The following is a 22,606-nucleotide window of genomic DNA, read 5'->3' on the forward strand; positions in this document are numbered from 1 at the left end:
ATCGATGCACACCCCGAGGAGCAGCCATGACCCAGCCCGATACCGCCCGCCTGCTGATCGCCTGCGACGACCAGCCCGGCATCGTCGCCGCGGTGGCCGGCGTGCTCGCCCAGCACGGGGCCAACATCATCTCGCTCGACCAGCACTCGACCGACTCCGAGGGCGGGCGGTTCTTCCAGCGCACGGTCATCCACCTCGACGGGCTGGCCGCCGCGCGCCCCGCGCTGGAGGCCGACATCGCGACGGTCGCCGAGCGCTTCGGCATGGAGTGGTCGCTGCACGATGTCGCCCGCCGCAAGCGCGTGGCGATCTTCGTGTCGAAGTACGACCACTGCCTGATGGAGCTGCTGTGGCGCACGCAGCGCGGGCAGCTCGACATCGACATCACCATGGTCGTCTCGAACCACCCCGACCTCGCCGAGGCCGTCCGCTCCTTCGGAGTGCCGTTCGTGCACATCCCGTCGACGGACAAGCAGGCGATGGAGGAGCGTCAGCTCGACCTGCTCCGCGGCAACGTCGACCTCGTCGTGCTCGCCCGGTACATGCAGATCCTCAGCGACGACTTCATCACGCGCCTCGAAGCCCCCGTCATCAACATCCACCACTCGTTCCTGCCCGCGTTCATCGGCGCGAACCCCTACGCCAGGGCGAAGGAGCGCGGCGTGAAGCTGATCGGGGCCACGGCGCACTACGCCACGGCCGACCTCGACGAGGGGCCGATCATCGAGCAGGACGTCACGCGGGTCACGCACTCCGAGTCCGCGGCCGAGCTGCAGAGCCGGGGCGCCGACGTCGAGCGTCTAGTGCTGGCGCGGGCCGTGCAGTGGCACGCCGAGGACCGGGTGATCGTGCACGGCCGCTCGACCGTCATCCTGTAGCGCTCCGCCGCTCAGCCACGGTCGAGGATGTCCACGGCCAGCCCGTGCGACGCGGCGGCGAGGCGCTTGTCGTTCGTCCACAGCTCCCTGCACCCCGACAGCTGGGCGGCGGCGAGGTGCAGCGCGTCCGGGGTCTTCAGGCCGAAGTCGGCCCGGAGTTCGGCCGATCGGACGAACGCGGCCGTATCGAGCGCGACGATCTCCATCCGCTCGAAGAGTGCCAGGTACCGGTCGCGGAGCTCCGGATTGCGCTCGCGGGCGGGGAGCACGAGGCATTCGTGGAGCGCCAGCGGACTCGACGCCACCTTGTCATCGACGTCGCGGAGCGCCTGACGCACGGCATCGCCCCTCGGACCGCGGTCCTCGACGGCGTAGATGAGGATGCACGAGTCGAGGTAGATCATTCCCAGGCGTCCCGGCTCTCGACGACCTGGGCGTCCAGTTCCTCGGCGGTCCGTGCGAGCCGCGGCGGAAGTGGATGCTGTTCGATCCACTCGACGAGCAGGCGGCCGCTCCGCACCACGTCGACCGGCCCGATGGGCACCAGACGGGCCACCGGAGTGCCCCGCTTCGTGATGACCACGTCCTCACCCGCCTGAGACTCGGCGATCAGACGCGAGAGGTTGTTGCGCGCCTCCAAGACGTTCTGCGTGGACATGACGCCATTCTAGCCAGGAACCTGGCGTTCCTCACCGGCCGGGGACTCCGGCTGCCAGCTCCGCGAAGACCTCGGCAGCGGTGGTCCCGCGCGCGAGCGGGGCGGCCTGCCCCATCCACAGCGACTGCAGCTCGCCGAGATTCTGCTCCCCTGCCGCCGTGCGGAACCGTCCGGTGAGCCAGTTCTGCATCGGGAACGGGGCGATCGTGCCGCTCGCCTCGATCGCCCGCACCGCGCGGTTGCGGGCTCCGCGGGCGAGGCGTCCGCTCATCGCCCTGGTCAGCACGGTCTCGTCGGCGGCGGTGGTCCGGATGGCGTCGCGGTGCGCGGCCGTCGCGGCGGACTCGGCGGTCGCAAGGAACGCCGTCCCCACCTGCACGCCGGAGGCACCGAGGGCGAAGGCCGCAGCGACCCCGCGGCGGTCCGCGATTCCGCCGGCGGCGATGACCGGCACGTCGACGGCGTCCACGACCTGCGGCACGAGCGCGACGGTTCCCACGAGCGACTCGGCCGCGGAGCGGAGGAACGACACGCGGTGCCCGGCCGCCTCGGCACCTGAGGCGACGACCGCATCGACTCCGGCCTCGGCGAGCGCGACGGCTTCCGCGACGGTGGTGGCGGTGCCCACGACGCGGATGCCGCGGTCACGGGCCTCGGCGACGAGAGCGGCGGACGGCACTCCGAACACCACGCTCAGCACGGCCGGGGCGACCTCCCAGATCGCGTCGAGCTGCTCGTCGAGCTCGGGGACGTAGCGCTCGGGCCGGGCCGGCACCGGAACCCCGACGGCCTCGTAGAACGGCTCCAGCGCCTGGGCGAAGACCGCGTGCTGCGGGTTCGGCGCGACCTCATCCCCCAGGGGCAGCCAGATGTTCAGGGCGAACGGACGGTCCGTGGCGCGGTGCAGCTCGGCCCCGACGGCGCGGATCCGGTCGCCGTCGTACCCGTACAGCCCGTACGACCCCAGCCCGCCGGCGGCACTGACCGCCGCCGTGAGCTCCACCGACGAGCTTCCGCCGAATGGTCCCAGCACGATCGGATGCTCGACTCCCAGAAGTTCTGTCGCCATACCCCGACCGTACGCCCTTCGAATCGCCTGAATGGCTCTATCGGCGGCCCGGATACAGCAATTCAGGCGATTCGAACGGGGTAAGCTCGCGGCATGAGCGAGTGGTTCGGGCAGATGCTCGGCTTCGTCGCGGCCGCGATCGGCCTTGTGACGGTGCCGGATGCCGCCGCGCTCGGCCTCGCGATCGCGCTGCTCGCCGTCACGGTCCTCACGCTCGCGCTCGTGCTAAGCGTGCGCCACCAGGCCTCCGCCGATGCCCCGCACCCGCTGCGGGCGATCGATGTCGGAACGCCCCTGCCTCAGAGCGATCCGGATGCCGCAGGACACCCTCGTCCGCGAGCGCCGGGAGTCGCGACCGCCGCGTAGTCCGTCCGACCGGGACCGCGCGGCCTTCGCCGACCCCTCCCGACCTCATCGAACGGACCTTCCCGTGGACATCTTCGCCTTCCCTCCCCTCGCCGCGCTCCTGGACGCCGCCTACGGTGCCCTGAACGGCCTCTCCACCCTTCTCGAACCCCTCGCCGGCCCCTCCGCCGCCGCCCTCGCCGTGGTCCTGGTGACCCTCCTCGTGCGTGCCCTCCTCATCCCCGTCGGCATCTCCCAGGCCCGAGCCGAGCAGACCAGGGCCCGCCTCGCCCCGAAGCTGCGCGCGCTGCAGCAGCGCCACCGGAGGAACCCGGAGCGCCTGCAGCAGGAGATGATGGCGCTCTACCGCGCCGAGAACACCTCGCCCTTCGCCGGGATGCTGCCCGTACTGGCGCAGGCACCGGTCGTCGGCCTGCTCTACACGCTGTTCCTGCGACCGGAGATCGCCGGACACCCGAACGAGCTGCTCACCCACGACCTCTTCGGCGCCCCGCTCGGCACGAGCCTGGTGTCCGCCCTGTTCGGCGGCACGGCGACCCCGGCGACGTTCGCGGTCTTCGGCGTGCTGCTGGCCGTGATGATCGCCGTCGCCGAGGTCACCCGGCGGGTGTTCCGACCGGCCCCCGTCGAGGGCGACGACTCTCCGCTCAGCTCCCCCGGCATGCTCCGGATGATGGCCGCGCTGCACTACCTCACCGCGGTCTTCGCGGCCTTCGTCCCCCTGGCCGCCGCGCTCTACCTCACGGTCACGGTGGTGTGGACCCTCGTGCAGCGGGTGATCCTGCGCCGCCGGTACCCGCTGCCGCAGCCGGTGGCCGTCCGGGCGTGAGAGCCGCCCGACCGGAGGGGCGTCAGTCGGGAAGCGGGATCGGCGCGGTGAACGGTCCCGCGGGGCCGTCGCCCCTCCGGTCGCGGCGCACGCCCAGCGTCGTCCCCACGCTCGCGGCGATCACGAGCGCCACCGCGAGCAGCCGCAGCGGCGTGGCGTCCTGTCCGAGGATGAGCCACCCGGCGAGGGTCGCGAACGCGGGCTCCAGGCTCAGCAGCACGCCGAACACCCGCTGCGGGAGCCGGCGGAGCGCCGCGAGCTCGAAGCTGTACGGGATGACGGACGACAGCACCGCGGTGACCGCCGCGAGCAGGAGAAGCTGCGGGTCCAGCGCCACCGTCGCCGCCGCGGGCACGCCCACGGGGATGAGGAGCACCGCCGCGACGACGAGTCCCATCGCGAGACCGCTGCTGCCGGGGATGAGGGCACCGACACGCGCGCTCATCCGGATGTACATGACCCAGAATCCGGCCGCAATGAGGATGAAGACGACGCCCAGCGGATCGAGGGGTTCGGCGCCGACGAGGCCGTCGACCCCGAGCAGCGCCATGCCCAGCAGGGCCACACCCACCCAGACTGCGTCGGCGAGACGGCGGGTCAGCACGGCGGCGAGCACGAGCGGACCGAGGAACTCGATGGCCACGGCGGGCCCCAGGGGGATGCGGTCGATGGCCGCGTAGAAGAACCCGTTCATCGCGGCCAGGGACACCCCGAACAGCACGGCGGCGAGCCACTGCGACCGGGTCCAGGCGCGGGGCCGCGGGCGCACGATGACGACCAGCAGCAGCGCGGCGATCGCGACGCGGAGCGACGTCACGCCCCACGGCCCGAGCACGGGGAAGAGCTGCGCGGCCACCGCGGCGCCGAACGGCAGCGAGAGGCAGGATCCGATGACGAGAGCGACGCCCACGAGGGGTCCGGATGCCGCGGGTCTCTGCACCAGACAAGCTTAGGCGGCGGGGGCCTGCCTCCCCGCCGCCTGCGCCGTCCTCGCGCGGATCAGAGCGGCTTGCCGCCCGTCACCGCGAGCACCGCACCGGATACGTACGACGACTCCGCCGAGGCGAGGTACACGTACGCGCCGGCGAGCTCTGCGGGCTGCCCCGCGCGTCCGAGCGGGGTGTCCTGACCGAACGTCTCCAGGCGCTCCGGCCCCCACCCGGTCGCGGGGATCAGCGGCGTCCAGATCGGCCCCGGCGCGACGGCGTTGACGCGCACGCCGCGCGGCCCGGCCTCCTCCGCGAGCGCCTTGACGAACGCGACCTGCGCCGCCTTCGTCATGGCGTAGTCGATGAGTCCCGGCGACGGCTGCGCCGACTGCACCGACGAGGTCACGATGATGCTGGATCCCGGCTCGAGGTCGGGGAACGCAGCCCGGGCCGAGAAGACGAGGCCGGCGAGATTCGTGTCGAACACGCGGCGCATCTTCTCGGTGTCGAGGTTCTCGAAGCCGTCGATGTCGTGCTGGTAGGCCGCGTTGAGCACGAGTACGTCGAGGCCCCCGAGCTCGCGCCGCGCGCGGTGGACGGCTTCGGTGGCGAAGGACTCCTCGCGGACGTCGCCGGGGATGCTGACGCCGGTGCGACCGGCCTCACGGACGAGCGCGAGCGTCTCCTCGGCGTCCTCCTGCTCCTCCGGCATGTGCACGATGGCCACGTCGGCGCCCTCGCGGGCGAAGGCGATCGCGACCGCCCGTCCGATACCGGAATCACCACCGGTGATGAGAGCGCGCCGTCCCTCGAGCCGGCCGTGGCCGACGTAGGACTGCTCGCCGTGGTCCGGCTCCGGGGTCGTCTTCTCGGTGAGGCCGGGCTGATCCTGGCTCTGCGCCGGGAAGCCGTCCTCGTGGTGGGCGTGTCGGGGGTCGGTGAGGCCGCCGTCGCGGGTGGTGTCGGTCATGTCCGCTCCTCCTGTCATGGGGCTGTCGATCAGGTCGTGATCGAGCCTCGTGGCTCCGGAGGAAGGACGGCAGGGGGTTGACAGCCCGGGGCGGTCTCCGCGAAAGCGGGTGTCAGCCGGCGGAGGGGACGTCGCCGTGCGGGGGCTCGGCGCCCTCGGCGGGCTCGGGGACGAGGTAGAGCCCGCTGGGGGAGTTCGCGGTGAAGGCGAGCGCTTCGACCCAGGCCCGGTTGACCGCGGGCTGGCGGCTGCCGAAGTACTTGAAGACGAGAGAGCTGCCCGGCTGGATCCAGACGGTGGTCCGGCCGCCGCCGACGCTGGCGTCCTCGCGCCAGCTGAACGGGAACGGCTCGCCGCGACGCAGCTTGGCCGTGATGACGAGCTGCAGGTGCGTGAGCGCCCGATCCTCGATCTCGGTCTTCACGCTGCCTTCGTAGATGAACTTGCCCATCGGGTGATGCTCCTCGGTCGGGTGGTCCTCAGCCCGGCGGACACTGCCGGGATCGGCCTATGGGTAGAGGGTAAGCCCTCGGGCGGGGCGCACGGCAAATCAGCCCCGGAGGGCGATGCGCGCGTCGAAGTCAAGGCCCTGCGCGCGATCCGCGCGGCGATTAGCCTCGAATCATCGACACCCGAGGAGGGCACCGCCATGACTGACCGCCACATCGACGACCGTCCCGACGAGGGCTACACGCCCGGCACCACCCACGCCGAGCGCGGCGCGGGCAACCCGCGACTGCGCGTGCGGCGCGACGACGAGCGCACCGAGTTCGCGCTCGACATGGAGGAGGTCCGCATCGGATCGGCCGCCGGGAACGAGCTGCGCCTGGCAGACACCGAGCCGGTGCACGCGACGGTCGTGCACGACGACCGCGACGAGTACGTGGTGACCCTGCACGCCGACGGCGAGATGAACTCCAACCCCGATGCCGACGCGACCCACCCGGGCGACCGCACGGAGACGCTGCGTACGGGATCGCGCTTCACGGTGGGCCCGTGGGAGCTGGTCTTCGCCCGCGACGAGTTCGCCGACCACGGCCGTCCGTTCGGCGGACGCCAGGGCGGCGAGTACTCCGACCAGCCGCTGCAGGAGGCGCGTGAGGGCTACGACGCCGATGACGAGCGGCTGTCGCAGGCCGACGTCAACGACGAGCGGTCTCAGTCGGACTCCAAGGCCGACTGATGATGCGGGGTGCCGACGGGCTTCGACTCCGCTGACCCCCGCTGTCGCAGGTAGATCGCGAACGCGACCATCGTCCCCACCGCGAGGAACTCGGACTGCCAGTTCTGCAGCGTGCGGTCCCAGAAGTCGGAGCTGGTCACGTAGTCGCCCCAGGTGATCGCGGCGAGGCCGTGCATCGCGTTCTCCTCGTTCATGACCACTGTCCCGGCGAGCGACTGCGCGAGCCAGGACAGCACGAACACCGCCCCCATCACGAGCAGCAGCGAGTTGCCGAACACCGCCGCTCGCCACCCGCCCGCCCGGGCCCACCGCGGAGAGCCCGGGCGGGCGTGCGCGCCGACGAGCTGATCCGCGTCGCTGCCCGGTCCCTCGTCACCGGGCTTCTTCGACTCCGGGGAGCCCTTCTGCACGAACCAGATCGTCGCGGCGATGAAGAGGAAGAACTGCAGGAACTCCGACTGCCAGTTCTCGGCGACGTCGACCGCGAAGTCGGACGACCAGAGGAAGTCTCCGAAGCCGATCGTCGGCTGCCCGTGGTCGAGGAGCTCGTCGTTGTTCCGGAGGTAGCCGGCGATGGCCTGCCCGGCCAGAGCCAGCACGAAGAGGGCGAGGAAGAAGAGGCTGAGGGCGTGGTCCTTGATCCGCGAGCGCATGTCATCGCCCTCCCAGCGGCAGGCCGATCATCACGGCGAGCCCGACGCCGATGATCCCCGCCCAGATCCAGAAGACCGCCCGCATTCCCGCGGTGTCCCGCGCATCCTCCGCCATGTCCGCCTCCTTCGTCGGTGTGACCTTCCTCGACGATGGTGCGCTGGACCACGGCCCTCCAGGGGCTTGACGCGGGCGTCGTTGTCAATCCCCTGCGTCAGGGCGCTGCAGGGTCCGTAGCGTAGGGAAACCGACGAGAGGAGCGCCCCGATGACCGCACCGAACGAGACCCCCGACCTCGAGCATCTCGGCGAGCTCGCCCGCAGCCGAGGTCTGCGCGTGAGTGTGGCGGAGTCGCTCACCTCCGGACGCCTCGCGAACACGATCGGTGCGGGCGAAGGGGCGTCGGGGTGGTTCGCCGGCGGCATCGTCGCGTACTTCACGGAGGTGAAGGAGAGAGTGCTGGGGCTCACCCCGGGGACGGACCCGACGTCCGCCGCCTGCGCCGAGCAGCTCGCCCGGGGCGCACGGGAGCTCTTCGACGCCGACATCTGCGTCTCGACGACCGGCGTGGGCGGGCCCGGTCCGGAGGGCGGTCATCCCGCGGGCACGGTGTACCTCGGCTGGGCGACGGCCGACGACGCCGGGCACCGGAGGCTGGCCCTGACCGGTGACCCGGACGAGATCCTGTCGGCGAGCGTCGACGCCGCGGTGCGGCTGCTCGCCTTCCACGCCGAAGGACTCCATCCCGCGGGGCCCCGGCGCACCGGTTCCGACTGAGGGCTCAGCGGCCCGGCACCAGCCCCACCCGCAGCGGGGCTCCCGGCGCCGCAGCCTCCGTGAGAGCGGCGTCGATGTCGAGCAGCGGTCGCACGGCGCCCACGGCCTCGGCGAACGGATAGGCGCGCCCGCGCCCCGCGAGGAACGACGCCGCTGCCGCGAGGTCGTCGGCGCCGTAGTTGTGCACGCCGGTCACCGTGACGAGACGGCGGACGAGATCCTCCGCGTCCAGCGGGACGGGCGCCGCCGGGAACACGCTCCCGACGAGGACGACCGTGCCGCCGACGGCGACGCCGGCGAGCGCCTCCCCTACGGCGTGCCCGGAGGCTTCGATGACCACGTCCGGGTCACGGCCGAGCGCGGTGGCCCCGAAGCGGGCGGCGAAGCCACGGCGATCGTCGTCCGGATCGCGCACCTCGACCACGGCCCCGTGCTCGGCCGCGATCGCCGCGGCACTGATCCCCACCAGTCCTGCACCGTGGATGCGCACCGCGGCACCGTCGAGATCGATGTCGCGGGCGGCCCTCGCCACGGCGGCCCATGCCGTCGCCGTCGCGCAGCCGGCCGGAGCCAGCACCGCGGCCGGCAGCGCTTCCGGTACGCGCGCGATCGCGGTGCCGGCCCGCAGCTGCACATGGCTGGCGAAGGCTCCGGTCAGGTCGCCGTGAGTCCCGACGCGGTCGTGACCGTACTTGCCGAGGTCCCGGCACTTCTGCGTGAGGCCGCGCCGGCAGCGATCGCAGGTGCCGCACGACACCGTGACCGACCACACCACGCGGTCGCCGATCCGCAGCGGGGTCCCGTCCACCGCCTCCGCACCGTCGTCGCCCAGCGCGATGACCCGACCGACGCTCTCGTGCCCGAGGACGAGGGGCGCGGGCGCGGACCGGCGGCCCTGCACGGTGTGCACGTCCGATCCGCAGATCGTCGACATCTCCACGGCGACGAGCACGTCCCGATCACCGAGCGCGACCCCGGGGACGGCGATGGTCTCGTGCGGGTGGCCTTCGCCGATCCAGACCATCGCGGTGGCAGCGGGGCGCAGCGCGACGTCCCTCCGGTGGCCGGGTGGGCGGATCAGCACCGTTCCCATGACAGGCCCTCAGACGGAGACGACGGCAGGAAGGAGGTCGCGCTGGGCCAGAGCCCCACGCAGAGCCGTGACGTCGGACAGCACGGCGTCGGCCCCCGCTCCGCTCAGCGCCGCGCGATCGTGGGCTCCGGTGAGGACCCCCGCGACGAAGCCCGCCCCCGCACGACGGCCGGACTCGACGTCGCTCGCGGTGTCGCCGGCGACGGCCACCGCCTGCACCGCGGATGCTCCCGTGCGCAGAAGGGCCGTGAGGACGAGGTCCGGTGCGGGGCGTCCGCGGCCGGCATCGACCGGGGAGAGCGCGAGGTCGACGAGCCCACCCCATCCGAGGCCGTCGATGATCGCCTGCCGCGTGACCGGCGCGAACCCGGTGGTCAGGGCGACGGTGAGTCCGGCGTCCTTCAGGCCCTGGATCGCGTCTGCCGCTCCAGGGATCTCCGCGACGCCGTCCTCGGCGACGATCTCGGCGTACGCGGTCTCGAACGCCGCCGTGGCCTGCCGCGCCGCCACCGCGTCACCGCCGGCGAGATGGAGGAAGACGTCGAACTTGGACTGCCCCATCGTCTCCCGGACGTAGCCGAGGGCGTCCTCCCAGGGCAGCCGCGCGGCGACGCCTGTGCGCTCGGCGGCGCGTTGGAACGCCTGCTCCACCACGCCGTCGTCCAGGACGGTGGTGCCGGCCATGTCGAGGACGACGAGTTCGATCGGAGTGGTCATGGTGTTCCTTCCAGAGCAGGGGTGCCGCCGAGGGCGGCGGTGAGGTGCAGGTCGGCGAGCCCGAGGCCGCAGGTCATGCCGATGCCGGTGGTCGCGGCGAGCACGAGGGCGCCGTGGTCTCCGCGGTCGACGAGGAACTCGCCGGGGGCTTTCGCGTACACGCCCTGCCACCGCTCGATGACCCGCGGCGCCGCCCCGTCGAACAGGGCCTCGGCCTCGTCGAGGAACGCGGTGAACGCGGCCTCCGGCTGGAACGGCGACGGGGCGGCGTCGGTGGCATGGGAGTCTCCGAGGATGAGCGTGCCGTCGGGCAGCTGCGTGTACATCTGGTTGAGGTCGAGGGCCGCGAGGTCGGGGCGCTCGGCGTGCAGGCGCTCACGGAGGACCCGGGCCTGCGGTCCTTCGGCGAACCTCCCGTACCGGATGAGGGACCAGCCGGTCAGCAGGGGTGCGGTCAGCGGACGAGGGAAGGAGACGGCCGCCCGCATCATGTCCAGCGCACAGCGCACCACCCCGTGACGTTCCGCGACCTCGGGCAGGAGCTGATCGATGTCGTGGTTGACGGCCACGACCACCGCCCCGGTGTCGACCGCCCCGCGCGTGGTCTCCACCCGTCCCGCGCCGAGGGCCGTCACCGCGGTGCGGAAGCGAAACTCGACGCCCTGTGCCGTCAGGTGGCGCACGATCGCGGTCGCCGCCGTGCGCGGGTCCGTCTGCAGGTCGACCTCGATGAGGGCACCGCCGACGAGCCCGTCCCGGCGCAGCGGCGCACGGCGCAGGAGCTCGGCGGCCTCCAGCATACGGATGCCGCCGTCCCGTGCCGCCGCGGAGAGCACGGCGAGCTCGTCCTCGTGGCGGGCGGCCACGAGCGTGCCCGACTCACGGAGCCAGAACCCCGCGTCCCGGGCGAGCTGCATCCAGAGCTCACGGGACGCATCCGCGTATCGCCGTGCCTCTCCGCCCTGTGCGCCGATGCAGAGGTGCCCGAAGTTGCGGATCGTGGCGCCGGTCGGGGCGGCGCTGCGCTCGACGACGACGACCCGGAGCCCGCGGCGCACGGCGGCGAAGGCGGCGCCGAGACCGACGATGCCGGCCCCCACCACGACGAGGTCCGGATTCTGCTTCGCCCCGGTCATCGGAACACCTTCCTCATCCACATCGCGAGCCCCTCCACCGCGAGCACGGTGACGAGGATCATCAGCACGATCGCGGTCACGGTCTCGTAGCGCGAGCCCTGGCTGGCGTTCAGCAGGTAGTAGCCGACCCCGCCGCCGCCGACGATGCCGAGGATCGTGGCGGCGCGGATGTTGGTGTCGAGCATGTAGAAGCTGTGCCCGATGAGGGCTCGGGTGCCCTGGGTCAGCGTGGCCGACGTGTACGTCTGCATCCGTGTGGCGCCCACCGCCCGCAGCGCGCGCTCGGGCCCGCGGTCGACCTCCTCGAAGGAGTCGGCGATGAGCTTGCCGAGCAGACCGATGCCGCCGATCGCGAGCGCGATGACGCCGGCCTGCGCGCCGAGACCCGTGATGACGACGAGGACGATGGCGAGGATCAGCTCGGGGATGCCGCGGATGCCGACGAGCAGCAGACGGGCGGTGCCGCGCCCTGCGGCATGCGGGGCCACGTTGCGCGCGGCGAACGAACCGAGCAGCAGCGAGGGCAGGAGCGTGAGGACGGTCGCGGCGAGCGCGATGGCGACGGTCTCCCGCATGGCCTCCAGCATCGCGACCGTGTCGTAGCTGCCGAACGACGGCGGCCAGAAGCGGGCGGCGACGTCGGGCAGCTTCGCCCAGAAGGTGAACAGGTCCGACCAGGTGATCTGGCTCACGACGAGGCTGCCGACCACGACGAGGACCGCGACGATCCCGGCGGCGGTGTGGCGCACCCGCTGGGCGGTCCACGGACGACGCACCGCGGTCTCCGGGCTCGCCGCCCACGCCGGGCGGCCCTCGGCGGGCGCGTGCGACCGCCGACGCAGGCGCGGGTGCACGATCCGGTCCATCCACGACCGGGTGTGCTTCTGTTCACCGAGCATCGCACCCCGCACCGTGCTCGAGATGATCTCCATCACGATGCACAGCACGAAGATCACGAGCGCGATCCCGAGACCCTTGCCGTAGTTCAGCGCCTTGAACGCATAGGACATCTCGAGACCGAGGCCGGCGACGCCCACGTAGCCGAGCACGACGCTCCCGCGCAGGTTGATGTCGTTGCGGTGCAGCACCGTCGCCACCCAGCTCGGCAGCACCTGCGGGAGGATGCCCGCCGTGAACTCCTGGAGCTTCGAGCCGCCGGCAGCGCGGATCGCGAGCCGCGGCCCCTCGTCGATCTGCTCGATGGCGTCCGCGAACATCTTGGAGATCATGCCGATCGAGTGGATGCCGATCGCGAGGATGCCGGGCAGCGTGCCGAGCGAGAACATCAGCACGAAGGCCATGGCCAGCACGACGTCTGGAAGGGCACGGGTGAGGACGCCGAGGAAGCGGGCCGCCGCGCGCCAACCGGCGCCCGGGGTGGTGTTCGCAGCGGCGAGGTAGGCGATCGGCACGGAGAGCACGGCCGCCAGCAGCGTGCCGACGAGCACGAGGCCGACGGTCAGGGCGATGAGCCCGGCGAGGTCGGCCGGCGCGGGGAAGGAGAGTCCACCGACCCGGGCGAGGAAGTTCTCGGCGTTGCCCCAGCTCTGCACCATCGCGGGGATCGAGATGCCCACGTCCCGCAGCGCGACGATGCCGAGCACGACGAGGACGACGAGCGTGAGCCCCGCCGCGATGCGCTCCGCTGAGAGCGGCCGCTTCGGCGCCCGCTCCGCGACGCTCCCGCCACCCCCTGTCGCTGAGGCCCCTCCCTGGGTCGCTGAGCCCCCTCCGTGGGTCGCTGAGCCCGTCGAAGCGCCCTGGTTCGCTGAGCCCCCTCCCTGGTTCGCTGAGCCTGTCGAAGCGCCCTGGTTCGCTGGCCCCCCTCCCTGGGTCGCTGAGCCTGTCGAAGCGCCCCGCGTCGAGGCCCCCACCGTCGTCATGACGCCCCCACCGTGGTCGCGGCGTCGACGAGTTCCACCTGCACGGCGCGGATCTCCGCCGTGGTCGTCGCGACGCGGCCGTAGATCTCCATCACCTCGGCCTTGGTGAGTCCGTCCGTCGGTGTGTCCAGGACGACCTCGCCGTGCCGGAGCCCGACGATCCGGTCGGCCCAGCTGATCGCGAGGTCGACCTGGTGCAGGCTGCACACGACGGTCAGGCCTTCGTCGGCGGCGATCTCGCGGATCAGGGCCATCACCTGCTCGCTCGACTCCGGGTCGAGGGAGGCGACGGGCTCGTCGGCCAGGAGGATCGCCGGCTTCTGCATCAGCGCCCTGGCGATGGCCACTCGCTGCTGCTGGCCACCGGACAGGGTGTCGCTGCGCTGGTAGGCGCGGTCGAGGAGGCCGACACGGTCGAGGTGCTCCAGCGCGGTCAGCTTGGCAGCGCGGGGGTAGCTCCACAGCCCGAGCCGCGGCCCACGCATCCGCGAGAGCGACCCGGTCAGCACGTTCTCCAGCACGGTCAGCGAGGGTACGAGCTCGAACTGCTGGAAGATGAAGCCCACGCTGCTGCGGAGCTGTCGCAGCGCCCGCCCCTTCATCGAGGGAACGGACGCGCCGAGCACCTCGACGGACCCGGAGCTGGGCAGCTCCAGGCCGTCGAGATGCCGCAGCAGCGTGGACTTGCCGGAACCGGAGAGCCCGAGCAGCACGACGATCTCTCCCTGGGCCACCTCGAGCGTGACGTCCTTGAGGGCGGTGGTGCTGCCGAAGGTCTTCGTGACGCCGGCGAGGCGGATGAGGGTGTCGGATGCCGCGGTCATGGCTTCTCCTGTCGTCAGGCGCGGGGCGTCAGCCCTGGCACTGCTCGGCTGCGGTCTCGGCGCAGATGTCGCGGATGAGGTCGTAGTACGCGTCGTCCACCGGCTTGGTGGCGAAGAACACGCTGCGGAACGCGTCCGAGTCCGCGCCGTCGATGCCCGCCGCGATGATGTCGTCAATGGTGACCTCGCCGAGGGCGTCGACGAGCTGCGTCGCCACCTCGTCCGGCAGGGACGAGGAGTAGACGAGCGGAGCGCCCGGGACCATGGTCTCGGCGATGACCTTCACCTTGTCTGACTTCTCGACCTCGGAGTCCTCGGCGAACCCGGCCTCGCACTCGACGCCCTCGCCGACCTTCTGCACGCTGACATCGTGCTTGCCCGCGAACACGGGGGTGATGTCGGTCTTCGGGTCGACGCCCGCCTCCATGAGGTTGTACGACGGGAAGAGGTAGCCGGAGGTGGAGGAGGGATCCACGAAGCACACCTTCTTGCCCGCGAAGTCCTCGAGGCTGGAGATGTCGCTGTCCGCCGGCACGATCGCCTGCGAGTAGTAGCCGGGCTCCTGGCCCTCCTCGGTGACGATGGAGGAGATCGGGGTGAGCTTCGCGCCGTTGTTGGTCGCGGTGACGTAGGTGAACCCCGAGAACGAGGCGACGTCAACCTTGCCGGCGACGGCGGCCTCGATGAGCGCGGCGTAGTCGGTGGACTCGTGGTACTCGACGGTCTTTCCGGTGACCTCGGCGATGTAGTCCATGAGCGGCTGGTAGTTCGTCTCGGTGTCCACCGAGTCGGGGACGACGCCGAAGACGAGCGTGTTCTCGTCGACGGCGAATCCGCCGGCTGACTGTGCGTCGCCGGGGGCGTCGGTGGCATCGGCCGATCCGGAGCAGGCGGCGAGGCCGAACGCGAGGATCGCAGCGCCGGCGAGGGCAGGGAGAGCGCGGAGCTTCATGAGGACCTTTCAGGGTGGGAGGAGTGATCCAGGGACGACTCTCCCAGCCGCGCGGCCGAGATGTATACCTATCTCGGAAGAGTTCAGGCGGCGTTCACCCGGCATTCGCCTGGGTGAACAGGCATGCAACGCCCGCCGTGCGATGGCGTCGAACGAAGTAATGTACCTATGTGGCCGAAGCTGTGTACACCCAGATCGCCGACGACCTCCGCGCGCGGATCGCCGACGGGACGCTCCGCCCCGGGGACGACGTGCCGACCGAAGCGGAGCTCGCGGACCGCTGGCGCACGTCACGCGGCCCGATCCGCAACGCCCTGGCGGCCCTCCGCGCCGAAGGGCTGATCGAGACGGGCCGCGGCCGCCCCGCGCGCGTGGTGGCACGGAAGGCGAATCAGGCGGTGGACGTCTCGGTCCCCTTCACCCGCTGGGCGCGGGACCTCGGCGTCGCGCCAGGCGCGCAGACGCAGGAGCTGAGCCTGCGCCGCGCGGGAGACCTCGCGTCAGCCCTGGGCGTGGGACCGGACGACACGATCGTGAGCGTGGTCCGGCTGCGGCTTCTCGACGGTCGGCCGACGATGCTGGAGCGCCTCGCGTACACCGAGGACGTCGGGCGCCGGCTGTTCGAGGTGGACCTCGACGAGGTGTCGATCACCGAGTACCTCGCCTCGGCCGGCCATCCCATCGTCACCCTGCAGCACGTGATCGACGCGGTCGCCGCTGACGACCAGGACGCCGCGCTCCTGCGTGTGCCGCGCGGAACGCCAATCCTCCGCCTCACCCGGACGTCGCGGGACGCCGAGGGGCGCATCTTCGAGGCATCGGAAGACCGCTACCTCAGCGAGGTGGTGCGCTTCACAGTGGCGGCATCCGGGATCTCGACGGACGGGCACTTTATGAGAGCGGTGGGCGGCTGAGCCCCGGGGACAGATTCGCGACCGCGGGCGCGGGAGTCTAAGAAGCCAGAAAGATCGCGCCCGCGATCGCAGCGCTGGGGACGCTTTATCTGGGGAGCCTTCAGGATATGTCGGCGTCGTGAAGGCGATGAAGTACCGAATGGCGAGACACTCGTAGACTTTCGTCTACGGTCTCAGGCCCGGAATCACGGGCGTCCTCTCAGACTACGTGGGGCTCACACCACCGGCAAAACGGCGGAGACGAGCCAATGCCCGTCCACCTCCCCGGCGCTGAACTCGCCGCTGGCTCCCATCACGCGTTCGGCCATCCGTCCGAGTCCGGTCCGGCTGGAGGAGAGCTCGCGACGTGGCGTCGTGGGCAGCGGGCTGCGCAGCGACAGGTGGGCCTTGTCGTCGTCCACGGCGAGACGGATCTCGACGGTACCGGGGCCCGCATACTTCAGGATGTTGGTGGCCGACTCGCGCACGATGCGCGCGAGCACGATCTCCACGGCCCGGGGGATGCGTTCGTCGCCGGGGTCGCCATCGAGGATGACGTCGTGCCCGGCCGCTTCGAACTCGGTCTGCGCCTCCTCGACCGCCGCGACGAGGTCGCCCGTCGGCATGCCCGCGGCGCGAGGCCCGTCGTCGGCGAGGTCGATCACGAAACGGAGGTCTGTCATCGCTTTTCGAGCGGCGACACGGATCGCCTCCCGGGAGCCATCGCTTGCTTCGGGGTCTTCGAGCATCTGCACGTGCAGCGACACCACCGTGAGGTGGTGCGCGATGCTGTCGTGCAGCTCGCCGGCGATCCATCGTCGCTCGGCGAGGACGGCTTCCCGTTCCTGCTCCGCCGCAGCCTCCAGCTCGTGCTCGAGACGACGACCCCGCGCGAATGCGAGACGAAGCGCGAGCCCGACGGCACCGGCCGCGGTTGCGAAGATCAGATAGATGCCGACATTCACCGGCACTTCCGAGTCGCCGTAGGCGATCACGCCTGTCGCGACCAGGAATCCGGCCGTGTAAGAGAGGACGAGTGACGTCCATCCCAACCGCATCACCAAGGCCGCCGCAAAAGCGGCGGTGATGAGCACCTGGGTCTCGGTTCCGGTGAGGAAAGAGAGTCCGAGGGCCACTCCCATCGCGCAGGTCGCGACGAGGGGGGACCAGAGAAATAGGGCAAAGACCGCGGTCGAAGCGATGCTCACCGCGGATGTGAGGGGATTGACGTCCGGATCGGTGATGAGTCCGCTCACGTCAACGGCGATCATGATGCAGATGATCGCGAGGATGACATAGCGCTCCACGCGGCTGAGCCGCTCTCCTCGACCGAGGCGGAAGATTTCGGGCGTCGCCCGTTTCGTCTGGTCGAAGGCCATGGTGCCCTATCTCCTATTTGCCAGCTATTCTAGCGGTAGAGACCGAAGAGCTTGCCAACCTGCTGCCAGAAAGACATACTTTTCACCTCCTTGATGTGGTCGTTTGTCGATGTCTGTATTCATCTTCTCGGCGGCGCGCGGAGCGCACATCTGGCGTTCGTCCAGACCTCGATAGCCAAAGGTCTACATCCTCAGAGCGCCCGCTTCACGCCGTTAGGCTTCCTCCATGCAGGAAATCCGCGTCGTGATCGTCGATGACGATCCTCTGGTCCGCTCCGCGCTGTCGCACTTCGTGTCGCGCGCGCCCGAGATCACGGTCGTGGCGCAGGCGGAGGACGGTGTGGAGGCCCTCACGACGGTCGAGCGCGAGAAGCCCGACGTCGTGATGATGGACGTCCAGATGCCGGAGATGAACGGCATCGAGGCGACTGCGGCGATCGCCGAACGGTGGCCCGACGTGCGCATCCTCGCCGTGACCACGCTCGATGGCAGCGACACCGTGCTGCCCATGCTGAGCGCCGGCGCCTCCGGCTACCTGCTCAAGGACTCCAGTGCGGAGGAGATCGTCACGGGTGTGCGCGAGGTGTTCGCCGGAGCGAGTTCGCTGTCGCCCCGCATCGCGTCGATGCTCATCCGCCACGTGCGCGACTCCACTCCCACCGCGGCGGCAGAAACCCTCGAACCGCTCACCGAGCGCGAGGAGGAAGTGCTGCAGTGCCTCGCGAAGGGCATGTCCAATGCCGAGATCGCCAAGGCGCTCATCGTGTCGGAGGGAACCGTGAAGGCCCACCTCGGTCGCATGATGTCGAAGTGGCACCTGCGTGACCGCGTGCAGATCCTCGTCACGGCCGCCCACGCCGGCCTCGTCACCTTCCGGTGAGCCTCCGCCTCAGAGCGCGAGCAGCACGATCCCGGTGAGGACGACCAGCGAGGCGCCGATCCGCCAGCCGGGCCGGGACTCCCGCAAGACGAAGGCGCCGAACAGGCTCACGAGCACGACGCTGACCTCGCGCAGCGGCGCCACCAGCGCCACCGGAGCGATCTGGATGGCCGTCAGCACGAGGATGTAGGACAGCGGCGACAGGATGCCGAACGCGAGGATGCGGCGCCACTGCGTGCGCCCCAGCGCCCGCACCGCACCCCATCGTTTGCGCACCGCCACGGAGTAGAACGGCACCTGCAGCAGAGTGGTGCCGACCATGAACGCCACGGGAGACAGCTCCCACTCCCGGACGGCGTGGACGTCCCAGATCGTGTAGACCGCGATCGCGACGCCGGTGAGGGCACCGAACAGGAGCCCGGGGTCGACACGGCGCCGGCTGCCCGCCGGACGGCGGTCGACGAACCCGATCGCGACGACCCCGGCGATCACCGCCGCGACGCCGACGAGCGCCAGGGCCGAGGGGCGTTCGCCGAGCAGGAGCACGGCGACGATCACGGAGAGGAAGGGGCCGGTGCCGCGTGCCGTCGCATAGACGGTCGACAGGCTGCCCTCCCGGTAGCCGCGCTGCAGCACGGCCAGGTAGGCCACGTGCAGGACCGCGGAGACGGAGACCCCGAGCGCGAACGAGCCGAGGTCGGCCGCACCGAGTCCGCCCGTGAACGGCACGGCACCGATCCAGACGACCGTGCTGGCGACCGCACCCCACCACAGGAACGGCGAGCCGGCGCGGCTGATGCCGTGCGCGATGACGTTCCAGGACGCGTGGGCGATCGCGGCGGCGAGGACGAGGACGAGAGCGACAGCGGACACGGCAGACCCTTCCCTCCGCCGCGGGCGCGACGAATCGGGTCCTCCGGGCTTTTGTCCTGTCAGATGACGGTCCCCCTGCGGAGGAGGACCGTGGCGCCGCTCGGACCAGACGGGCGCAGACCCCGGAACCCTAGGCGCTATCGCCACCACCCTATCCCCGACCGGGAAGGGGGCGGTGACCGGCGCGACTACGCTCGAAGGACACCCCGCGCAGGAAGGTCATGCCATGCCCGTCACCCCGGACGCCCTCGCCCACGCCGAGGACCTCGCCGACTTCGTCGCCGCTTCCCCGTCGAGCTATCACGCTGCCGCCGAGACGGCCCGCCGCCTGGAGGAGGCCGGCTTCACGCGGCTGCAGGAGGAGGACGCCTGGCCTGCGCAGCCCGGCGGCCGGTACCTCGTGGTCCGCGACGGCGCGACGATCGCGTGGGTGGTGCCGGAGGATGCGACCGCCACGACGCCCGTGCACGTGTTCGGGGCGCACACCGACTCCCCCGGCTTCAAGCTCAAGCCGCAGCCCACCACCGGAGCCCGCGGCTGGCTGCAGGCCGCCGTCGAGGTGTACGGCGGTCCGCTGCTGAACTCGTGGCTCGACCGGGAGCTGCGCCTCGCGGGCCGGCTCGCCCTCGCCGACGGCCGGGTCGTCCTCGCCGACACCGGAGCCCTGCTGCGCCTCCCTCAGCTCGCCATCCACCTCGATCGCGGGGTCAACAACGGCCTCGCGCTCGACAAGCAGACCGAGACGCAGCCGGTGTGGGGTCTGGGCGATCCGACCGAGGCCGATCTGCTGGCCGAGCTCGCCGACTCCGCCGGCATCGACGCCGCAGAGATCCGCGGCTACGACGTCGTGGTCGCCGACGCCGCGCGGGGCGCCGTGTTCGGCAAGGACGACGCGTTCTTCGCCTCCGGCCGGCTCGACGACCTCGCCTCCGTGCACGCGGGCGTCGTGGCCCTCGCGGCACACGCCCCCGTGGCGGGCGCGCCGATCGCGATCCTCGCCGCGTTCGACCACGAAGAGCTCGGTTCCGAGTCGCGCTCCGGCGCCGCAGGCCCCTTCCTCGAGGACGTCCTGGAGCGGCTGTACGCGGGACTCGGCGCCGACGGCTCCGCCCGCCGCCAGGCGTACGCGTCGTCGTGGTGCCTGTCCAGCGACGTGGGGCACTCCGTGCACCCGAACTACATCGGCCGGCACGACCCCGTCGTGCAGCCCGTGCTCGGCTCCGGACCCATCCTCAAGCTCAACGCCAACCAGCGCTATGCGACCGATGCGGTCGGCGCCGCCTCGTGGCGGAACTGGTGCGATCGGGCCCAGGTGGTGACGCAGGAGTTCGTCTCGAACAACAGCGTGCCGTGCGGCTCGACGATCGGCCCGATCACCGCAACCCGGCTCGGCATCCGCACGGTCGACGTGGGCATCCCGGTCCTCTCGATGCACTCCGCCCGCGAGCTCGCCGGGGTCTCGGACCTGCACGACCTGACCCGCGTGGCCGGGGCCTTCTTCGCCGGCTGAATCGGGCCGCGCGGAGTGCGCCCCCGGAGTGCCAGGATGTGAGGATGACCGACATCAGGCCGGCTCTCATCGAGCGTGCAGGCATCGAGATCATCCCCGAGTCCGAGCGGACCGCCCAGCCCCGTGACCTGTTCTGGCCGTGGTTCGCGGCGAACGTCTCGGTGTTCGGGATGTCGTACGGCTCGTTCGTGCTCGGCTTCGGCATCTCCTTCTGGCAGGCGACGGTCGTCTCGGTCATCGGCATCGTCGTGTCGTTCCTGCTCTGCGGGCTCATCGCGATCGCGGGCAAGCGCGGGTCGGCGCCGACGATGGTGCTCTCCCGGGCCGCGTTCGGCGTGCAGGGGCAGAAGGTGCCGGGGATCGTGTCCTGGCTCACGTCGATCGGGTGGGAGACGTTCCTCGCGATCATGGCCGTGCTCGCGACGGCGACCGTCATCACGCAGCTCGGCGGCGACGGCGACAGCCTGTGGCTGAAGATCCTCGCGACCGTGATCGTCGCTGCGCTGATCGTCGCGGCCTCCGTGCTCGGGTATCACACGATCATGCGGCTGCAGTCGGTGCTGACGTGGATCACCGGCATCGTGACGATCGTCTACATCATCCTCGCCGCGCCGACCATCGACCTCGCCGCGGTGCTGGCCCGTCCTGACGGGGGCATCGGCCAGGTCGTCGGCGCGCTCGTCATGGTGATGACCGGATTCGGGCTGGGCTGGATCAACATCGCCGCGGACTGGTCGCGCTACCAGAAGCGCACCGCGTCCGACGGGGCGATCGTCGCCTGGAACACCATCGGCGGCTCGGTGGCACCGGTCATCCTCGTCGTCTTCGGTCTGCTGCTCGCGGGATCGGACGAGGAGCTCATGGTCGCGATCGCCGCCGATCCGATCGGTGCACTGGCGAGCATCCTGCCCGTGTGGGTGCTCGTGCCGTTCCTGTTCACGGCCGTGCTCGCGCTCGTCTCCGGCGCGGTGCTCGGCATCTACTCCTCCGGCCTGACCCTGCTCAGCCTCGGCATCCGCATCCCGCGGCCGTCGGCGGCGGCGATCGACGGCGCGATCCTCACCGCGGGCACCATCTTCGTGGTGTTCTTCGCGACCGACTTCCTCGGCCCGTTCCAGAGCTTCCTCATCACCCTCGGCGTGCCGCTGGCCTCCTGGGCCGGCATCCTCATCGCCGACATCCTGCGTCGCCGGAAGGACTACGACGAGGAGGCCCTGTTCGACAGCCGCGGCCGCTACGGCGCCTGGGACTGGACCGCGATCGGCACCATGGTCGTCGCGAGCGTGATCGGCTGGGGCCTCGTGCTCAACGGTTTCGCCGACGCGGCGCCGTGGAACAACTGGCAGGGATACCTCCTGTTCCTCGTCGGCGGAACGGACGGGGACTGGGCGTACGCGAACCTCGGGGTGTTCATGGCGCTCGTGCTCTCGTTCCTCGTGACCTGGTTCGCGCGGGCGGGGAAGATCCGGCGGCAGGAGTCGTGAGCCCTTCGACAGGCTCAGGGACCCAGGAGGCGGCGGGATCAGGGACCCAGGGGGCGGCAGGCTCAGGGACCCAGGGGGCGACAGGATCCGGGGCCGAGGAGGCGGCAGGCTCTCCGGGCGAGAGCTGGCTCGTCGTGGTCGATCCGCAGGTGATCTTCGCGTCGCCCGACTCCGCCTGGGGCTCGCCGTTCTTCGCCTCCGCGATGACGAACATCCGGCGCCTCGCGGACGCCTTCGGCGAGCGCGTGCTCGTGACCCGGTGGCTGCCGACGGCCGACCGCTCGACCTCCTGGGGCGACTACTTCGCCGCGTGGCCGTTCGCCGACCGCCCCGCCGACGACCCGTTGTACGCGCTCGTCCCCGAGGCGGAAGGCCTGTCTCCTCATCCCACCGTCGACCTCCCGACGTTCGGCAAGTGGGGTCCGGAGCTGGAGGCGATCGTGGGGCGCGGTGGTCGGATCGTGCTCGCAGGTGTGTCCACGGACTGCTGCGTCGTGTCCACCGCTCTCGCTGCCGCGGACGCCGGGGCACGCGTGACGCTCGCGGCGGATGCCTGCGCCGGCTCCACGGCCGAGAACCACGCCGCCGCCGTGCAGGTGATGTCCCTGTATCCCCCGCAGATCACCGTGACCGACACCGCCCCCCTCCTCTCCCCCTGACCCCCCTCCCCGG

Annotated in this window: 25 protein-coding genes; 10 read left to right on the plus strand and 15 right to left on the minus strand. The window is 71.2% G+C overall.

The window, feature by feature from the left end; all coding sequences use genetic code 11:
- Nucleotides 1-26: 26 nt before the first annotated feature.
- Nucleotides 27-878, plus strand: coding sequence for a formyltetrahydrofolate deformylase (purU, locus tag AUV07_RS00765; RefSeq protein ID WP_062632982.1), 852 nt, complete (start codon nucleotides 27-29; stop codon nucleotides 876-878).
- Between the two features lie 11 nt (nucleotides 879-889).
- On the opposite strand, the gene AUV07_RS00770 is transcribed toward purU, so the two are convergent.
- The 3 genes from AUV07_RS00770 to AUV07_RS00780 are packed head-to-tail and all read right to left on the minus strand — an operon-like array spanning nucleotide 890 to nucleotide 2,605.
- Complete coding sequence (locus AUV07_RS00770) at nucleotides 890-1,282, minus strand: type II toxin-antitoxin system VapC family toxin (RefSeq protein WP_062632983.1); 393 nt, start codon at nucleotides 1,280-1,282, stop codon at nucleotides 890-892.
- On the minus strand, nucleotides 1,279-1,536 hold the full coding sequence (locus tag AUV07_RS00775) for a type II toxin-antitoxin system Phd/YefM family antitoxin (RefSeq protein ID WP_062632984.1): 258 nt from the start codon (nucleotides 1,534-1,536) through the stop codon (nucleotides 1,279-1,281). Before AUV07_RS00775 ends, AUV07_RS00770 begins: the two co-directional genes overlap by 4 nt.
- 31 nt (nucleotides 1,537-1,567) lie before the next feature.
- Nucleotides 1,568-2,605, minus strand: coding sequence for an NAD(P)H-dependent flavin oxidoreductase (locus AUV07_RS00780; RefSeq protein ID WP_062632986.1), 1,038 nt, complete (start codon nucleotides 2,603-2,605; stop codon nucleotides 1,568-1,570).
- A 93-nt stretch (nucleotides 2,606-2,698) separates the two neighbouring features.
- Here AUV07_RS00780 and AUV07_RS00785 point away from each other — a divergent pair, with 93 nt between their 5' ends.
- Both AUV07_RS00785 and AUV07_RS00790 read left to right on the plus strand, forming a co-directional pair.
- Entirely contained in the window at nucleotides 2,699-2,971 is a 273-nt protein-coding gene (locus AUV07_RS00785) for a DUF6412 domain-containing protein (RefSeq protein WP_062632988.1), read from the plus strand.
- A 64-nt stretch (nucleotides 2,972-3,035) separates the two neighbouring features.
- Entirely contained in the window at nucleotides 3,036-3,800 is a 765-nt protein-coding gene (locus AUV07_RS00790) for a YidC/Oxa1 family membrane protein insertase (protein ID WP_062632990.1), read from the plus strand.
- Between the two features lie 22 nt (nucleotides 3,801-3,822).
- On the opposite strand, the gene AUV07_RS00795 is transcribed toward AUV07_RS00790, so the two are convergent.
- From AUV07_RS00795 to AUV07_RS00805, 3 genes are all read right to left on the minus strand, one after another.
- Entirely contained in the window at nucleotides 3,823-4,740 is a 918-nt protein-coding gene (locus tag AUV07_RS00795; protein WP_062632992.1) for an EamA family transporter, read from the minus strand.
- Nucleotides 4,741-4,799: 59 nt separating this feature from the next.
- Nucleotides 4,800-5,699, minus strand: a complete 900-nt coding sequence (locus AUV07_RS00800) for an SDR family oxidoreductase (protein ID WP_062632994.1) — start codon at nucleotides 5,697-5,699, stop codon at nucleotides 4,800-4,802.
- 112 nt (nucleotides 5,700-5,811) lie between these two features.
- Nucleotides 5,812-6,150: a DUF7882 family protein gene (locus tag AUV07_RS00805; RefSeq protein WP_062632996.1), complete on the minus strand. Its 339-nt coding sequence runs from the start codon at nucleotides 6,148-6,150 to the stop codon at nucleotides 5,812-5,814.
- Between the two features lie 198 nt (nucleotides 6,151-6,348).
- On the opposite strand from AUV07_RS00805, the gene AUV07_RS00810 reads away from it, so the two are divergent.
- Nucleotides 6,349-6,882, plus strand: a complete 534-nt coding sequence (locus tag AUV07_RS00810; RefSeq protein WP_062632998.1) for an FHA domain-containing protein — start codon at nucleotides 6,349-6,351, stop codon at nucleotides 6,880-6,882.
- Here AUV07_RS00810 and AUV07_RS00815 read toward each other — a convergent pair.
- Complete coding sequence (locus AUV07_RS00815; protein ID WP_062633000.1) at nucleotides 6,858-7,535, minus strand: DUF6766 family protein; 678 nt, start codon at nucleotides 7,533-7,535, stop codon at nucleotides 6,858-6,860. The two genes, AUV07_RS00810 and AUV07_RS00815, sit on opposite strands and share 25 nt — an antisense overlap.
- Nucleotides 7,536-7,800: 265 nt before the next feature.
- On the opposite strand from AUV07_RS00815, the gene AUV07_RS00820 reads away from it, so the two are divergent.
- Nucleotides 7,801-8,310, plus strand: coding sequence for a CinA family protein (locus AUV07_RS00820; RefSeq protein ID WP_062633002.1), 510 nt, complete (start codon nucleotides 7,801-7,803; stop codon nucleotides 8,308-8,310).
- A 4-nt stretch (nucleotides 8,311-8,314) separates the two neighbouring features.
- Here AUV07_RS00820 and AUV07_RS00825 read toward each other — a convergent pair whose 3' ends face one another.
- From AUV07_RS00825 to phnD, 6 genes are all read right to left on the minus strand, one after another.
- On the minus strand, nucleotides 8,315-9,403 hold the full coding sequence (locus AUV07_RS00825; protein ID WP_062633003.1) for an alcohol dehydrogenase catalytic domain-containing protein: 1,089 nt from the start codon (nucleotides 9,401-9,403) through the stop codon (nucleotides 8,315-8,317).
- 9 nt (nucleotides 9,404-9,412) lie between these two features.
- Nucleotides 9,413-10,120: an HAD family hydrolase gene (locus AUV07_RS00830; RefSeq protein ID WP_062633004.1), complete on the minus strand. Its 708-nt coding sequence runs from the start codon at nucleotides 10,118-10,120 to the stop codon at nucleotides 9,413-9,415.
- Nucleotides 10,117-11,256, minus strand: coding sequence for a TIGR03364 family FAD-dependent oxidoreductase (locus AUV07_RS00835; protein WP_062633006.1), 1,140 nt, complete (start codon nucleotides 11,254-11,256; stop codon nucleotides 10,117-10,119). The genes AUV07_RS00830 and AUV07_RS00835 overlap by 4 nt, the downstream gene beginning before the upstream one ends.
- Nucleotides 11,253-12,860: a phosphonate ABC transporter, permease protein PhnE gene (gene phnE, locus AUV07_RS00840; RefSeq protein ID WP_231868159.1), complete on the minus strand. Its 1,608-nt coding sequence runs from the start codon at nucleotides 12,858-12,860 to the stop codon at nucleotides 11,253-11,255. The genes AUV07_RS00835 and phnE overlap by 4 nt, the downstream gene beginning before the upstream one ends.
- A gap of 275 nt (nucleotides 12,861-13,135) precedes the next feature.
- Nucleotides 13,136-13,963 carry a phosphonate ABC transporter ATP-binding protein gene (gene phnC / locus AUV07_RS00845; protein ID WP_062633008.1) on the minus strand — a complete coding sequence of 276 codons (828 nt, stop codon included), beginning with the start codon at nucleotides 13,961-13,963 and terminating at the stop codon, nucleotides 13,136-13,138.
- 28 nt (nucleotides 13,964-13,991) lie between these two features.
- The gene (gene phnD / locus AUV07_RS00850; RefSeq protein ID WP_062633010.1) at nucleotides 13,992-14,915 is read right to left on the minus strand and encodes a phosphate/phosphite/phosphonate ABC transporter substrate-binding protein; all 924 of its coding nucleotides are present in this window, start codon (nucleotides 14,913-14,915) and stop codon (nucleotides 13,992-13,994) included.
- Between the two features lie 170 nt (nucleotides 14,916-15,085).
- On the opposite strand from phnD, the gene AUV07_RS00855 reads away from it, so the two are divergent.
- Nucleotides 15,086-15,829 carry a GntR family transcriptional regulator gene (locus AUV07_RS00855; protein WP_231868160.1) on the plus strand — a complete coding sequence of 248 codons (744 nt, stop codon included), beginning with the start codon at nucleotides 15,086-15,088 and terminating at the stop codon, nucleotides 15,827-15,829.
- Nucleotides 15,830-16,044: 215 nt separating this feature from the next.
- Here AUV07_RS00855 and AUV07_RS00860 read toward each other — a convergent pair whose 3' ends face one another.
- Nucleotides 16,045-17,187 (minus strand): sensor histidine kinase, encoded by a 1,143-nt coding sequence (locus AUV07_RS00860; RefSeq protein ID WP_062633014.1) that lies wholly within the window; start codon nucleotides 17,185-17,187, stop codon nucleotides 16,045-16,047.
- A 226-nt stretch (nucleotides 17,188-17,413) separates the two neighbouring features.
- On the opposite strand from AUV07_RS00860, the gene AUV07_RS00865 reads away from it, so the two are divergent.
- Nucleotides 17,414-18,067 carry a response regulator gene (locus AUV07_RS00865; RefSeq protein WP_231729504.1) on the plus strand — a complete coding sequence of 218 codons (654 nt, stop codon included), beginning with the start codon at nucleotides 17,414-17,416 and terminating at the stop codon, nucleotides 18,065-18,067.
- A gap of 9 nt (nucleotides 18,068-18,076) precedes the next feature.
- Here the strand turns inward: AUV07_RS00865 and AUV07_RS00870 are convergent, their stop codons facing one another.
- On the minus strand, nucleotides 18,077-18,940 hold the full coding sequence (locus AUV07_RS00870) for an EamA family transporter (RefSeq protein WP_062633019.1): 864 nt from the start codon (nucleotides 18,938-18,940) through the stop codon (nucleotides 18,077-18,079).
- A gap of 226 nt (nucleotides 18,941-19,166) precedes the next feature.
- Here AUV07_RS00870 and AUV07_RS00875 point away from each other — a divergent pair, with 226 nt between their 5' ends.
- The 3 genes from AUV07_RS00875 (at nucleotide 19,167) to AUV07_RS00885 (ending at nucleotide 22,593) form a co-directional block, all read left to right on the plus strand.
- Complete coding sequence (locus AUV07_RS00875; protein WP_062633021.1) at nucleotides 19,167-20,450, plus strand: M18 family aminopeptidase; 1,284 nt, start codon at nucleotides 19,167-19,169, stop codon at nucleotides 20,448-20,450.
- A 44-nt stretch (nucleotides 20,451-20,494) separates the two neighbouring features.
- Nucleotides 20,495-21,934, plus strand: a complete 1,440-nt coding sequence (locus AUV07_RS00880) for a purine-cytosine permease family protein (RefSeq protein WP_062633023.1) — start codon at nucleotides 20,495-20,497, stop codon at nucleotides 21,932-21,934.
- A 134-nt stretch (nucleotides 21,935-22,068) separates the two neighbouring features.
- Nucleotides 22,069-22,593 (plus strand): cysteine hydrolase, encoded by a 525-nt coding sequence (locus tag AUV07_RS00885; protein WP_062633025.1) that lies wholly within the window; start codon nucleotides 22,069-22,071, stop codon nucleotides 22,591-22,593.
- The last annotated feature ends 13 nt before the right edge of the window (nucleotides 22,594-22,606 follow it).

The organism is Microbacterium sp. CH1 (assembly GCF_001595495.1).
In the GTDB taxonomy this organism is placed as follows: Bacteria; Actinomycetota; Actinomycetes; order Actinomycetales; family Microbacteriaceae; genus Microbacterium.